Genomic DNA, 13,852 nt, shown 5'->3' on the forward strand with positions numbered 1-13,852 from the left:
CGGATGCGGCTGTTTACCCCCGTCGCATGACGAGGGCAATATCCGCCGTCCTGATTGCGTCATTGTGCAGCGCAGAACAAAAAACCGCCCGGCAAGGGGCGGTTTTCAGGATCATCTCTCAGCAAAGGTGCCGGTTCAGCGCAGCGCCAGTTCGTCGACACCGTCGCGCTGGTAGACATCGTCACGGAACTGGACAATTCCGTCCCCAGAGGCCCAGGCGGTGAAATAAGTGAAATAGACCGGCACCGGAGTCGACAGCGCAATCTCGGTGTTTTCCCCCGAAGCGATCGTCGCCTCGATGGCCTGGCGGTTCCAGCCGGGCGTGTCGCGCAGCAGCCAGGTGTTGAGATCGCGCACGTTCTGCACACGCACGCAGCCCGAGGATTCAAACCGCATGAGCTGGTTGAAGACGCCCTGCTGCGGGGTGTCGTGCATGTAGACCGCGTGCGGATTGTGGAAATTGATCTTGGTTGAGGACATGGCGTTGCCCTTGCCCGGATCCTGACGGAACATCAGTTCCGGCGCCTTTTCAGCATGCCAATCGACCATTTCCGGCGCGACTTCCTCGCCCTTGCCGTCAAACAGGCGGATGTTGTTGCGAGCCAGATAGGTCGGATCCTTGCGCATCAGCGGAACGATGTCCTTCTCGATGATCGAGCGCGGCGAGGTCCAGTAGGGGTTGAGAATGATCTCGTGGATCTTCGAATTGAGGATCGGCGTCTGACGGTCGATCTTGCCGACGATGGCTGTATGGCGCAGCGCCACCGAGCCGTTTTCCACAGCCTCGATCTGGGCTGCCGGAATGTTGACCATGACATACCGGTCACCAAGAAAGCCCGACATCGAGCGCAGCCGCACGAGGTTCGTCTCCAGCTGACCGAGGCGGACATCGGCGGAGACATTGAGCGCCTGGTAGGAGTAGCTGCCGAGCACACCGTCCGGCGGAAGGCCGTGGCGGGCCTGGAACTTCTTGACCGCACCGTCGACATAGGAATCGAACGCATTGGAGAGACCGGCATTGCGGTCGAGATCGCCCGATGCCATCAGCCGCTGACGCAGGAGGCGGACTTCGGGTTCGGAGACACCCATGCGCAGTTTCTTGGTGGCGGGCACGATCGGCCAGCCGCCGCGGGCGACAAGGTTCTGGTAGTCGAAGATTGCGCGCTCGACGAAGGCGATGGTGTCGGCGCTCGCAATCGGATGACGGGTGGCGGTCGCTGCCACAGAGCGCGAACTCTTGGCGTCGAACTGGTCGTCCCAGGTACCGCGGCGCGGCGAATTGATGATATCTTCAATCGCGGACTGAGCCAGAGCAGGACCTGCCACGACGGTGGTAGCGGCCAGCGCTGCGGCGCGACCGATAAAACGGCGACGGGAGAGTGTATCAGGTCGGGTTGGCTTGTTCATGCGTCATCCACCATGCAATCGGTTCTAGCGTCAGGTCCGGCTTTTCGTACCATTGTTAACGTTAAGAAATGGGGACCAAAACTGCTCCTTCAAGCAAGCCACAACACTTTTGCGTGAGCCCGCGACCGGAGAAAACCGCATTTCCACAGCCCCATTCTTAGCACATCCGGTCTCACGGCAATATGGCTAATTGATGTTCCGGATTCGGCAATGCCGCAAGGTGACGGCAAGAGACCTCCCCAGCGCGCACCCTGCTCGGCTGTTTGCAGCGAACTTGCCTCATGCCATCATGCCAAACCCATGGGCGCTGACGCCGCCGCATGAGAAAAGCCGGCGCTCTTTGCGCCGGCTGATTGCCAAAGGCCTACGGGATCCTACTTCGCGGTGATGTAGGGATCCCAGGTGATGTCGCGGACGATCGGGTGAAGACCCGAACTCGTGATCTCGACGAAGATCTGGTAAACCTGCTGGCCAGCGTTGACCGCCTGGGCCAGCCAGTAGGCACCGGGGGACGTGCCCGGCAGATGATAGGGGATGGGTGCGCCTTCGCTGCCGCCGAAGACATTGCCCTGGGAGACGTTGAAGCCGGTGATCTTCACCGTGTCGGCGGAACCACCCATGAGTTCATTGATGGCAATGACCTCGAAACTCATGATGTCTCCGGCATTGCACACGGTCGACAGTTCCAGTCCCCCCTCGTTGCTGCTGCCGTTGTTGACGCGGTTGTCGAACATGTAGATGCCGCGCGAATTGGTTCCCGGCGGCTGCGAGATGAGGTACTTGGTGTCGAGCGCGATCGTGACGGCGGTCTGGACGATGGGAGCTCTCAGGTTCGGCTTTCTGTTCTGACTGATCAATACCATGGCGTTGGACATTTCTATTCCTTCCTCGGTTTGGCTGATGATTGTCCGGTGTCTGGAAAATCAGCTGACGGTCAGCGTCGGCGTGGTCACGCTGACCTGGAACGGGGTGGCATTTCCGACCCGCAGAACGAAGCTGTAGGGCTGATTGCCGCCCTGGTTGGCCGCCTGCGCGGTCCAGACCTTGGCATTGTTGTCCCACATGGCGGGTATCTGGGTTCCCCAGGCATTGGAGTTGCCGAAGGATGTAAACTCCACCGTCACATCGGATGTCGCATCGATGTTGATGACCTGAAAACAGACGTTCGAGGCCTTCGATACATTGGTGTCCAGATCGAGCGACCCCTCGCCTGTGCTGCCGCTGTTGACACGATTGTCGACCATGTAGACGCCGGCGGTGGAATTCTGCTTGGCCGCGTTGGTGTCGACATAGACCTGGATCTGGACGGGGCAATTGCCCGGACTTGGCTGGCTCATGAGATGTCTCCTCGTATTTGGGTTGAAGTGCCGGATCGGCATTCCCGAGCCGGAATGCCGCTTATCAGGCTAGGCTTATATTCTATAGGTTGCAATCAGTAATTATAAATATTTTAAGTTGTATTTAGAGACACGACTGTTCCACACCGGCGGAGGCGTCTGCCGCCCGGACCGGGAGCGCAAACGAAAAGCGGCGGGTTTGGAGCCCGCCGCGTTTTACTGGATTGGTATGGACCGCCGGTTCAGAGGCGATAGAGGATCTGGTCGTTCCAGAACCGGTCGAGGCGCTGCATCAGCTTGTTTAGCTCCTCGAACTCGCTGGCGCCGATACCGCCGACCTTGGCGATCGAATTGATGTGACGGTCATAAAGCGCGCCTACCGTCTCGGCGATTTCGGCACCGTGCTCGGTCAGGCTGATGCGCACTGCGCGGCGATCGACCCGCGAACGCTGGTGATTGATGTAGCCGAGATCAACGAGCTTCTTGAGATTGTAGGAGACGTTGGAGCCGAGATAGTAGCCGCGGCTGCGCAACTCGCCCGCCGTCAGTTCGGAATTGCCGATGTTGAACAGCAGCAATGCCTGGATGGCATTGATGTCGGTGCGATTGGCGCGGTCGAACTCGTCCTTGATGACATCGAGAAGACGGCGGTGGAGCCGCTCGACCAGCTGCAGTGATTCCAGATAGAGATCACGCAGGGCCTCGGATTCGTCGTTTGCAACTGCGGATTTGGGTCCCGCCGCAAGAGCTGAATTGGTATATGACATGATGACTGCCTCACTGTTTGTTGTGGCGGCTTTTGTTCCCGCCTTGAGACAGACCCTATCGAATACGCCTAAAATTCTACTTAAACTGCAAGCTTAACAGCGGGTTACCCGTCACCGACCGTCAATCAAAGTGAATCAGTTGTTACCTGCCTGGCGTCAAAGCGTCGCTTGACGAAGAGTGCCATGCGAAACCCGACATAGACGCAGATGACCACCGCGTGGGCTGCAATCAGCAGCGGACGCTCTCCGAACCATTGTGGCAAGCCCTGGTGCATGATGATTTCAGAACCGGCCGCCACCACCCAGAGCACTGGTCCCCAGGAGACCTGCATCCACAGGCCGACCGCCGCCACCGGCAGCAAAACCGCAAGCGAGGCCGATGCCAGTTGCCAGTAGGACGGGATAAGATCGAACCGGTAGACGCCGCCATCGGAGTAACCGATCAGACGCCCCCAATAGTGCAGCCCTGCAAGCAGCGAACTCAACGCCACCAGCCGGACGAACAGCCGGAAGCTGGCTTCGATCGCGCCGGTGCCGACTTCCGGGGCGGTGCCGATCTGCAGTATCGCCATTCAGGAAACTCCTTGTCCGGGGGGCGCGGGTGACAACAGCCCCCGACGGGCTCCTGTCATAGCCAATCCGCCGCGTGCGGTGCAAGCCCGTGGGCAAACACGGATGAGACCGGATGATTTGTCCGGCTTGACCGTTTGCCCCCCGGTGCGGTCTAAAGCGACTGATACGAACGCACCGGGCCTGGCGAGGACGCCGGGGCAGCGGAAGCCAAGGGATGGAAAGACATGGGCGAGGACAAGAAGAACACGGCTGCCGGACTGAAGGCTGCGGCGGCGAGCGATGTGGATCAGATCACCGGCCACCGCCGGATGCGCCGGACCCGGATCGCCGAGTGGTCGCGGCGACTGACCCGCGAGACCCGGCTGACCGTCGATGACCTGATCTGGCCGATCTTCATCATTCCCGGAACAAATGTGCTTGAGCCGATCGACGCCATGCCCGGCGTCAGCCGCATGTCGGTCGACAAGGCGGTGGAAGCGGCCAAAATGGCGGCCGATCTGGGAATTCCGGCACTTGCCACTTTCCCCAATGTCGAAATGGAACACCGCGACCAGACCGGATCCTACGCGCTTGAAGCCGACAACCTGATCAACCGGGCCACACGCGCCATCAAGAAGGAAGTGCCCCAAATCGGGATCATCACCGATGTGGCCCTCGACCCCTTCACCGATCACGGCCATGACGGGGTGTTGCGCAACGGCGAGATCGTCAATGACGAGACCGTGCGCATCATCGCCGCGGCCGCCGTTCACCAGGCCGATGCGGGCGCCGACATCATCGCACCGTCGGACATGATGGACGGGCGCATCGGCGCGATCCGCCAGGCACTCGATGCCGCCGGCCACCAGTCGGTCGGCATCATGTCCTATGCCACCAAGTTCGCCTCGGCGCTTTACGGCCCCTACCGCGAGGCGATCGGCACCTCGGGGCTGCTCAAGGGCGACAAGCGCACCTATTACCTCGATCCCGCCAACGCCACCGAGGCGATCCGGGACGCGGGCCTAGATGTCGAGGAAGGTGCGGACATGCTGATGGTCAAGCCGGGGCTCACCTATCTCGACATCTGCCGCGCGCTGAAGGACACATACGGCCTGCCGGTCTTCGCCTACCAGGTGTCGGGCGAGTATTCGATGGTCAAGGCCGGAGCCGCCGCCGGCTATATCGACGGCGAACGGGTGATGATGGAAAAACTGCTGGCCTTCAAGCGCGCAGGCTGCGACGGCGTGCTGACCTATTTCGCCCCGGAAGCGGCCCGGCAGCTTGCCAAGGGCGGCTGGTGATCCGCTGCGGCTCGTCCGAAACCCTTTAAGTGCGGGGCTCGAGTTCCTACATCAGATTGAGCGTGGGCGACCTGTCCGCGCCGATGACAGGAGAAACCGATGAGCCAGCCGATCCGCGAAAGTGCAGACAATCCCGCCATGGGCGCTTACGATGATATCGCGCTTTATGACGGTGTGCGCACCAAGCGTGTGCTGGCGTTTTTCATCGACTACGCCATCGTTCTGGCGCTGTGTGTACCGGTGGCGATCCTGATCTTCTTCATCGGCATCTTCACGCTGGGTCTTGGCTTCTTCCTCTACCCGCTGCTGTTCCTGCTGGTCGCCATTCCCTATATCGGGATGACCATGGGCGGACCGAACCAGGCAACCCCCGGCATGCGGGTGATGGGCATCCGACTTGCGCGCCTCGACGGCCGCCCGGTCGATTTCATGCTGGCCGTCGTCCACGGCGTGCTGTTCTGGGCGCTCAACGCCGTGCTGACCCCGTTCATCCTGCTCGCCACGCTGGTGCTCGACCGCAAGCAGACCGTGCACGACTGGCTGCTCGGCACCGTGGTGGTGCGGGGGTAAGTCACACCTCTACCCGCGTCTCGTGCTTTAGCTGCCTCAGGATCAAATTGGTCTTCACCGTCGAGACGCCTTCGAGCGCGAACATGAAGTCCTCCAGGAACGCGTTGTAGGCCGCAAGATCGCGGCAGCGGATGCGCAGGTGGTAGTCGGCGTCGCCGGTGGTGGCGAAGCAGTCGAGCACTTCCGGGCGGCCCATCACCGCCTGAATGAAATTTTCCACATGACCGGCCTGGTGGCGTGAGAGCACCACGTGCATCATGGCGTGGAAGTTCAGGCCGACGGCTTCGGGATTGACGAGCGCCGTGTAGCGCTCGATGACGCCGTCCTCCTCCAGCGCCTTGACCCGCCGCCAGCAGGCGGATGCCGACATGCCCGCGCGCTCGGCCAGGTCCTGGTTGGAGATACGGCCATCCTGCTGCAGCGCCTTGAGGATCTGCCGGTCTGCCGGCTGCATTTCAGATTCTCTGGTCATTCCGGATAATTTTTTCTCTGTTAGATATATTGCTGGAGGATCCTGCCATATTTATGGCCTTAATCGGCCAATCTGGCAAGATCTGCCAGCGTGGGAGTGGTATGGTGACGGGCAGAGGAGCTGCCCATGACATTCCACACACCCGCCCCATCCAATTACACGCTCAACGACCGCTACGCGCTCGCATCCGGCCGCGTGTTCATGACCGGCACCCAGGCGCTCGTCCGGGCGCTGTTCGACCAGGCCCGGCGCGACCGCGAGGCGGGGCTCAAGACCGGCGGGTTTGTCTCGGGCTATCGTGGCTCGCCGCTCGGCGGGCTCGACATGGAATTATGGCGGCAGAAGGCGCGGCTTGAAAAAGGCGGGATCGAATTCCTGCCCGCGGTCAACGAGGATCTGGCGGCCACCGCGGTGCTCGGCTCGCAGCAGGTGGAAACCAATCCGAACCGGCAGGTCGAAGGCGTGTTCGGGCTCTGGTACGGCAAGGGTCCGGGCGTCGACCGGGCCGGTGACGCGCTCAAGCACGGCAACGCCTATGGCTCCTCGCCGCATGGCGGGGTGCTGGTGGTGGCGGGCGACGACCATGGCTGCGTCTCGTCCTCGATGCCGCACCAGTCGGACGTGGCGTTCATGGCCTGGTTCATGCCGACGCTCAATCCGGCCAGCGTGGCCGAATATCTCGAGTTCGCCGAATATGGCTACGCGCTGTCGCGCTATTCAGGCATGTGGGTCGGCTTCAAGGCTATTTCGGAAACGGTCGAGGGTGCGAGTTCCTTCCTGCTCAAGCCTGACCGCGTGTTTGCCGAGCCGGACTTCCAGATCCCGGCCACCGGCCTGCACTACCGCTGGCCCGACCTACCCGGCCCGCAGATCGAGGAGCGGATGGAGGCCAAGAAGCACGCGGTGTTTGCCTTCGCCGATGCCAACCCGGTCGACCGGGCGGTCTACGGCATCAAGGATGCCCGCTTCGGCTTCGTCACCACCGGCAAGGCGCATCTCGACCTGATGGAAGCACTCAGGCTGCTTGGCCTCGACGAGGCGCGCTGCCGGGCGCTCGGCATCGACATCTACAAGGTCGGCATGGTCTGGCCGCTCGCGCGGCGCGCGGCGCTCGATTTCGTGCGGGAAAAACGCGAAGTGGTGGTGATCGAGGAAAAACGCGGCATCATCGAAAGCCAGTTCAAGGAGTATTTCTACGACTGGCCCGGCGACAAGCCGCAGCGCATGGTCGGCAAGCATGACGAGACCGGCTGCCGGCTGATCCCCTGGACCGGCGAACTGTCGCCGAGGCAACTTGTGCCGCTGATCGCCAAGCGGCTCGACGGCGTGTTCCGGGGCGAGAATTTTGCCGCGCGCGCTGCCGAGATCACCGGCAAGCCGGTCGTAGCCCTTTCCGATCCGGGCGCAACGCGTACGCCCTATTTCTGCTCCGGCTGTCCGCACAACACCTCGACCAAGGTGCCCGAGGGCTCGAAGGCGCTGGCCGGCATCGGCTGCCATTTCATGGCCAGCTGGATGGACCGCGAGACCTCGTCGCTGATCCAGATGGGCGGCGAAGGCGTCAACTGGGCGGCCTCCTCGCGCTTTACCGGCAAGGACCACATCTTCCAGAATCTCGGCGAAGGCACCTGGTATCATTCGGGCTCGATGGCGATCCGCCAGGCGATCGCGGCCAAGGCCAACATCACCTACAAGATCCTCTACAATGATGCCGTGGCCATGACCGGCGGGCAGCCGGTGGACGGACCGGTCAGCGTTCAGGCGATCGCCCATATCTGCCGCGCCGAGGGTGTCGAGCGGATCGCGCTGGTGTCAGACGATCCGGACAAGTTCTCGGCTGCGGACTTCCCGGGCGGGATCAGCATCCATGCCCGGGCCGAAATGGACGCCGTCCAGCGCGAATTGCGCGAGGTTCCGGGCGTCTCGGTGCTGATCTACGAGCAGACCTGCGCCACCGAGAAGCGCCGCCGACGCAAGCGCGGCGAGTTGCCGGATCCGAAGACATTCGCGGTTATCAACGAGCTGGTTTGCGAGGGCTGCGGCGATTGCTCGACCGAATCCAATTGTCTCAGCATCGAGCCAAAGGAAACCGAATTCGGCCGCAAACGGCAGATCAACCAGTCCAACTGCAACAAGGACATGTCCTGCCTCAATGGCTTCTGCCCGAGCTTCGTCACCATCGAAGGCGCAGAGCGGCGCAAGCCGAAACCGGCAGATCTCGACATCGAAAAGCTGATGCAAACCGTCACCCTGCCCGCGCTTCCAGGCCTTGACGCGCCGTTCAACCTGCTGGTTACCGGCGTTGGCGGCACCGGCGTGGTCACCGTCGGGCAATTGATCTCGATGGCGGCGCATCTGGAGGGCAAGGGTGCGAGCATTCTCGATTTTACCGGTTTTGCGCAGAAATTCGGCGCGGTGTTGAGCTTCGTGCGGATCGGCCGCGACCCGGATGCCATCAACCAGGTCCGCATCGACACCGGCATGGCGGACGCTGTGATAGGCTGCGATGTGGTCGTCTCCTCGTCACCCAAGGCATCGGGAACCTACCGCGCCGGAACATCGGTCGCGCTCAATCTCGCGTCGATGCCGACCGGCGATCTGGTGCTCAGGCGCGATGCCGATCTCAACATCGACAGCCGCGCCTCCGCCATCGCCGCAGTCGTCGGCGCTGACAATCTGGCTGCGTTTGACGCCAATTTGGCCTCCGAGGCGCTGTTCGGCGATGCCGTCTATGCCAATGTGATGATGCTCGGCTTTGCCTGGCAGCGCGGGCTGGTTCCGGTGACGCTCGATGCACTGATGCGGGCGATCGAACTCAACAATGTCGCAATCGACGCCAACAAGCGGGCGCTTGCCTGCGGCCGGCTGATGGCTTCCGACCCCTCGGCATTGGCTGCTCATCTCAACCCGAAACCAGACTTCGCAACCTCGCCCGAGAACATCATCGCGCGGCGGGCCGTGTTTCTGGAAGGCTACCAGAACCGGGCCTGGGCGGATCGTTATCGCAGCCGGATGACCGGGTTCGAGGCGAGGATGCCTGCCGAACTCGGGGCCGGATTGACCAGCGCGGCGGCAAAATCGCTGTTCAAGCTGATGTCCTACAAGGACGAATACGAAGTCGCACGGCTCCACCAGGATTCAGCGTTCCGCAGGAGCCTTGAGGACCGCTTCGAGGGCGAATTCAGGGTCGTTCATCATTTCGCGCCGCCGCTGCTCGCCGGCGGCAAGGATGCGCGCGGACGGCCGCTGAAGCGCGCCTTCGGGCCCGCCATCCGGCCAGCGCTCTCAATGCTCGCTCGGCTCAAGGGCCTGCGCGGTACGGCGCTCGATCCCTTCGGTTATACCGCCGAGCGCAAGATGGAGCGCGGGCTGATCGCGTGGTTCGAAACGCTGATGGCGCGCTGCGAGCGGGAAATCACGCCGGAGACAGCCGAAACATGGTGCCAGGTGCTGTCCGCGCCAATGGACATACGCGGCTACGGCCCGGTCAAGCACGCGGCGGTCGACACGGTGAAAGCAAGGGTTGAAGCGCTGCTGCCGCGCTGACGGCTTGCAGAGGACGCCGCTGAGCCAAGAGCACCGGCGGCATGGACAGGCCGGAAGATTCGTTTCATGTTCGGTCAACCATCGCCTCAGCCGTTGCGCCGGAATTGAGCGGCCTGAAATATTCGCCCTAGGCGCGTGAGCCGGTGGCGCGGTAAAGTGGCAGCAGACAGCGCCACCGGAGTCGCCCCGTTTCCATGCCAGACTTTCATCTCATCGCCACGTTCGTGATCATCGCGGCCACCATCATTGCCTATGCCTCCGAGCGCTGGCCGATGGAGACGGTTTCGCTGGTCTCGCTTGCGGCCGTGCTGCTGCTGTTCGGGCTGTTTCCCTATTCCGGCCTCGACGGCGCGACCCTGGGTGCGGAAGAGTTACTGGCCGGCTTTGCAAACCCGGCACTAGCGACCGTCATCGCGCTGCTGATCGTCGGCCAGGGGCTGTTTGCGACGGACGCCATGGAAGCACCTGCCCGCAAGCTCGGGCGGATGGGCGGAGCAGCGACATTCCGGCCGATCCTGTTCATTCTGGTCGGTGCCGCGATCTTCTCGGCCTTTCTGAACAACACGCCGGTGGTGGTGATCTTCATCCCGATCCTGGTGGTGATCTCCGCGCAACGGTCGATTTCGCCGAGCCGGGTGTTCATACCGCTGTCCTTCATCACCATCCTGGGCGGGATGACCACGCTGATCGGCTCCTCGACCAACCTTCTGGTGGCGGGCGTGGTGCGCGACTACGGCTACGAGATCGGCTTCTTCGACGTCACCGGGATGGGCGTCATCCTGGCGCTGGTCGGTGGCGCCTATGTGCTTGGCGTGTTGCCGCGACTGTTGCCAGAACGGGTCGCCGAACTGTCCGCCGGAGCAAAGTCCGGGGCGCAGTTCATCGGCGAGATCACGCTGACGCGGGATCATCCCTTTGTCGGCATATCCGCCAAGGCGGGGATGTTCCCGGGGCTCGGCGAACTGACGCTCAGGCTGCTGCAGCGCCGGGATGTGCCGGTTCTGCCGCCATTTGAGGATCTCACCCTGTCGGTCGGCGACACGCTTGTGGTAACCGGAACCCGGCGAGCCTTCTCCAAGGCACTGTCGCGCGGGGGCACGGGGCTGGAAAGCGAGGACGGCCCGCAGGAAGATACCGGCAAGGAGCTTCCGCCGGGCCCCGATTACCATCTTGCCGAAGCGGTGATCTCTCCGGGTTCGCGCTATGCCGGGCGAACCATCCAGCTGTCCGGCCTCAGACCGCAATTCGGCATTTCGGTGCTTGGCGTGCAGCGCAAGAGCCGCATGGCGCGCTCGGCCATGTCCGACATCAGGCTGGAACCGGGCGACACGCTGCTGATCGGCGGCCCGATGGAGGCGATCAAGCTCTTGCGGGGAAATCACGACTTGCTGCTGCTCGAGCATTCCGCCGAGGCCGTGCCGCAATCCCGCAAGGCACGGATCGCGGTGGCGATCTTTGCCGCCATCGTGCTGCTTTCGGCGTTCTCCGTCGTGCCCATCGTGGTGGCAGCGATTTGCGGCGCGGTGCTGATGCTCTTGACCGGATGTCTTTCGATCCTGCAGGCCGGCCGAGCCTTCGACCGGCAGATCTTTCTGCTGGTGGGTTCTTCGGTGGCGCTCGCCACCGCTCTTGAAATCACCGGCGGGGCGGCGCTGATCGCCTCTGCGTCGCTCAGCCTTATGGATGGCGCGTCGCCCGGCGTCGTCCTTTCAGGGCTCTTCCTGGTGATGGCTGTGCTGACCAACATCCTGTCGAACAATGCCACCGCGGTGCTGTTCACACCGATCGCGCTGGGGATCGCCAAGGGCATGGGCGCTCCGCCCGAGCCGTTCATCGCGGCGGTGATCTTTGCGTCAAACGCCTCGTTCGCCACGCCGATCGGCTATCAGACAAACCTGCTGGTGATGGGGCCCGGGCATTACCGGTTCAGCGATTTTCTTCGCGCCGGCACACCGCTTGTGATCATCATATGGTTGACGTTTTCGATACTTGCGCCATGGTATTATGGACTTTGAACAGTTCCGAATCCCAAACATGATGAACCAACCCATCAATTCCCCGCAGTTCTTTCTGACCGCTCCGTCGGACTGCCCCTATCTTGAGGGCCAGAGCGAACGGAAGGTTTTTACCCATCTGGTGGGCGAAAAGGCCACGGAATTGAATGATCTTCTGACCCAGGGCGGCTTCCGCCGGTCGCAGAACATTGCCTACAGGCCGGCCTGCGAGACCTGCCGGGCCTGCGTCTCGGTGCGCATTCTCGCCAGCGAGTTCAAGCCGACCCGCTCGATGCGCCGCAACATCTCCGTCAATGCGGATCTGATTGCCGCCGAGTATCACGCGGAACCCTCGAGCGAGCAGTTCAAGCTGTTTCGCCGTTATCTCGACAGCCGTCACCAGAGCGGCGGCATGGCCGACATGAGCATCGGCGACTACGCGATGATGGTCGAGGATTCGCACGTCGACAGCCGCATCATCGAATACCGGGTGCGCGCCGAGGGCGACGGACTGCAGGAGCATCCGGCGGGCGAATTGCTGGCGGTGGCTTTGACAGACCGGATGAGCGACGGTCTGTCGATGGTCTATTCGTTCTACAATCCGGACGTGACGGCCCGCTCGCTCGGCACCTACATGATCCTCGATCACATCGAGCGCGCCCGGATGCTCGGCCTTCCGCATGTCTACATGGGCTACTGGGTCAAGGGTTCGCGCAAGATGGAATACAAGACCCGTTTTCAGCCGCAGGAACACCTGATGGCTCAGGGTTGGCAGCGCTATGCACCCTGACCTCTTCGTCCTCCTGTTTCCCGCCTGAACCATTCCCACACAAACCCGATCCGAACCGAAGCCAGAACCAGACTGCCGTCCGGTTCCTCCAGCAAGGCCGCCAACCATGTCCGACCACATCCAGCAGGCGGCCGAGCATCGCAAGGGATTGCTGATCACGGCATTCGGGGGGCTGGCGCTGACCATCGACATCCCGCTGATCAAGCTGTCGGAGGGCGAAGCCTGGTCGGTTGTGGCCACACGCGGCGGGATGACCTTTTTCGCGGCGCTGGTGATGTGGGCCGGATTGCGGCTGTTTACCTCCAACCGTGACCCGATCATTCCCGGGCGTACCGGGCTTCTCGTGACCGGGCTTTATGGCATTGCAGCCATCAGCTTCATGCTGGCCGTGTTTCACACGACAACGGCCAACCTGGTGTTCATCCTTGCCTTCAACCCGATGTTTGCCGCCCTCATGGGCTGGCTGCTGATCGGCGAAAGGCCCAAGCCACAGACCTTCGTGGCAATGGCCGCGATGATCGTCGGCGTCGCCCTGATCGTCTCCGACGGGTTGCAGGCCGGCAACATGATCGGCAACGGGCTGGCGCTGTTCACCTCGCTTTTGTTGTCGCTGATCATCACCATCAGCCGGAAGGCCCGCACCGGCATGGGCTTTGCCCCGCTGATCGCGGCGATCGTGCCCTGCCTGGTCGGTCTTGTGATCATCGGCGGCCCCGGCGGTATTGTCCTGCCGCATCCGGGATGGCTGGCGCTCAACGGGCTTATCGTCATCCCGATCGCCTTCTGGTGCCTGGCGACGGGACCGAAATACATCTCCGGGCCCGAAGTGGCGATGTTCTACCTGCTCGAAACCATCCTGGCGCCGGTCTGGATGTGGCTGATCTTTTCGGAGGCCCCTACCCGGCTCGGCCTGATCGGCGGGGCTATCATCGTCACGGCGCTTGTTGCGCATTCCCTGTGGCAACTTTCCGCGCACCGTCGCGCGGTTCGCAGCCTGGCGCCGCGGCATCCGCTCTGAAGCGGATACAAACACCACGCGGGCCTCTGACCCTGTCAAAGTTTTGAAAGCGCCCTAATCTGGTCCTAAGGCAGTGATCAACTGCGCGCGTTCAAACC

At 62.3% G+C, this 13,852-nt stretch carries 12 protein-coding genes; 6 read left to right on the forward strand and 6 right to left on the reverse strand.

Features of this window, described 5'->3' with window-relative positions; genetic code table 11:
• Window positions 1-135: 135 nt before the first annotated feature.
• The 5 genes from SPHINGO391_RS12965 to SPHINGO391_RS12985 form a co-directional block, all read right to left on the reverse strand.
• A complete protein-coding gene (locus SPHINGO391_RS12965) occupies window positions 136-1,407 on the reverse strand; it encodes a L,D-transpeptidase family protein (protein WP_152009214.1) in 1,272 nt (423 codons plus the stop codon).
• A 374-nt stretch (window positions 1,408-1,781) separates the two neighbouring features.
• Entirely contained in the window at window positions 1,782-2,282 is a 501-nt protein-coding gene (locus SPHINGO391_RS12970) for a hypothetical protein (RefSeq protein ID WP_152009215.1), read from the reverse strand.
• Window positions 2,283-2,330: 48 nt separating this feature from the next.
• Window positions 2,331-2,744, reverse strand: a complete 414-nt coding sequence (locus SPHINGO391_RS12975) for a hypothetical protein (RefSeq protein WP_152009216.1) — start codon at window positions 2,742-2,744, stop codon at window positions 2,331-2,333.
• A gap of 242 nt (window positions 2,745-2,986) precedes the next feature.
• Window positions 2,987-3,511, reverse strand: a complete 525-nt coding sequence (locus SPHINGO391_RS12980; protein ID WP_244615184.1) for a MarR family winged helix-turn-helix transcriptional regulator — start codon at window positions 3,509-3,511, stop codon at window positions 2,987-2,989.
• A 125-nt stretch (window positions 3,512-3,636) separates the two neighbouring features.
• The gene (locus tag SPHINGO391_RS12985) at window positions 3,637-4,083 is read right to left on the reverse strand and encodes a DUF6163 family protein (RefSeq protein ID WP_152009217.1); all 447 of its coding nucleotides are present in this window, start codon (window positions 4,081-4,083) and stop codon (window positions 3,637-3,639) included.
• Window positions 4,084-4,308: 225 nt separating this feature from the next.
• Here SPHINGO391_RS12985 and hemB point away from each other — a divergent pair, with 225 nt between their 5' ends.
• Both hemB and SPHINGO391_RS12995 read left to right on the forward strand, forming a co-directional pair.
• On the forward strand, window positions 4,309-5,364 hold the full coding sequence (gene hemB / locus SPHINGO391_RS12990) for a porphobilinogen synthase (protein ID WP_152009218.1): 1,056 nt from the start codon (window positions 4,309-4,311) through the stop codon (window positions 5,362-5,364).
• A 138-nt stretch (window positions 5,365-5,502) separates the two neighbouring features.
• Window positions 5,503-5,934 carry an RDD family protein gene (locus SPHINGO391_RS12995; protein WP_193217427.1) on the forward strand — a complete coding sequence of 144 codons (432 nt, stop codon included), beginning with the start codon at window positions 5,503-5,505 and terminating at the stop codon, window positions 5,932-5,934.
• A 1-nt stretch (window position 5,935) separates the two neighbouring features.
• On the opposite strand, the gene SPHINGO391_RS13000 is transcribed toward SPHINGO391_RS12995, so the two are convergent.
• The gene (locus tag SPHINGO391_RS13000; protein WP_244615185.1) at window positions 5,936-6,406 is read right to left on the reverse strand and encodes an Lrp/AsnC family transcriptional regulator; all 471 of its coding nucleotides are present in this window, start codon (window positions 6,404-6,406) and stop codon (window positions 5,936-5,938) included.
• Window positions 6,407-6,532: 126 nt separating this feature from the next.
• On the opposite strand from SPHINGO391_RS13000, the gene SPHINGO391_RS13005 reads away from it, so the two are divergent.
• The 4 genes from SPHINGO391_RS13005 (at window position 6,533) to SPHINGO391_RS13020 (ending at window position 13,754) form a co-directional block, all read left to right on the forward strand.
• Window positions 6,533-9,952: an indolepyruvate ferredoxin oxidoreductase family protein gene (locus SPHINGO391_RS13005; RefSeq protein WP_152009220.1), complete on the forward strand. Its 3,420-nt coding sequence runs from the start codon at window positions 6,533-6,535 to the stop codon at window positions 9,950-9,952.
• A 194-nt stretch (window positions 9,953-10,146) separates the two neighbouring features.
• Window positions 10,147-11,967: an SLC13 family permease gene (locus SPHINGO391_RS13010; protein WP_152009221.1), complete on the forward strand. Its 1,821-nt coding sequence runs from the start codon at window positions 10,147-10,149 to the stop codon at window positions 11,965-11,967.
• Window positions 11,968-11,986: 19 nt separating this feature from the next.
• Complete coding sequence (locus SPHINGO391_RS13015; RefSeq protein WP_152009222.1) at window positions 11,987-12,736, forward strand: arginyltransferase; 750 nt, start codon at window positions 11,987-11,989, stop codon at window positions 12,734-12,736.
• A 106-nt stretch (window positions 12,737-12,842) separates the two neighbouring features.
• On the forward strand, window positions 12,843-13,754 hold the full coding sequence (locus SPHINGO391_RS13020; protein WP_152009223.1) for a DMT family transporter: 912 nt from the start codon (window positions 12,843-12,845) through the stop codon (window positions 13,752-13,754).
• The last annotated feature ends 98 nt before the right edge of the window (window positions 13,755-13,852 follow it).

The organism is Hoeflea sp. EC-HK425 (assembly GCF_902498795.1).
Classification (GTDB): Bacteria; Pseudomonadota; Alphaproteobacteria; order Rhizobiales; family Rhizobiaceae; genus Hoeflea; species Hoeflea alexandrii.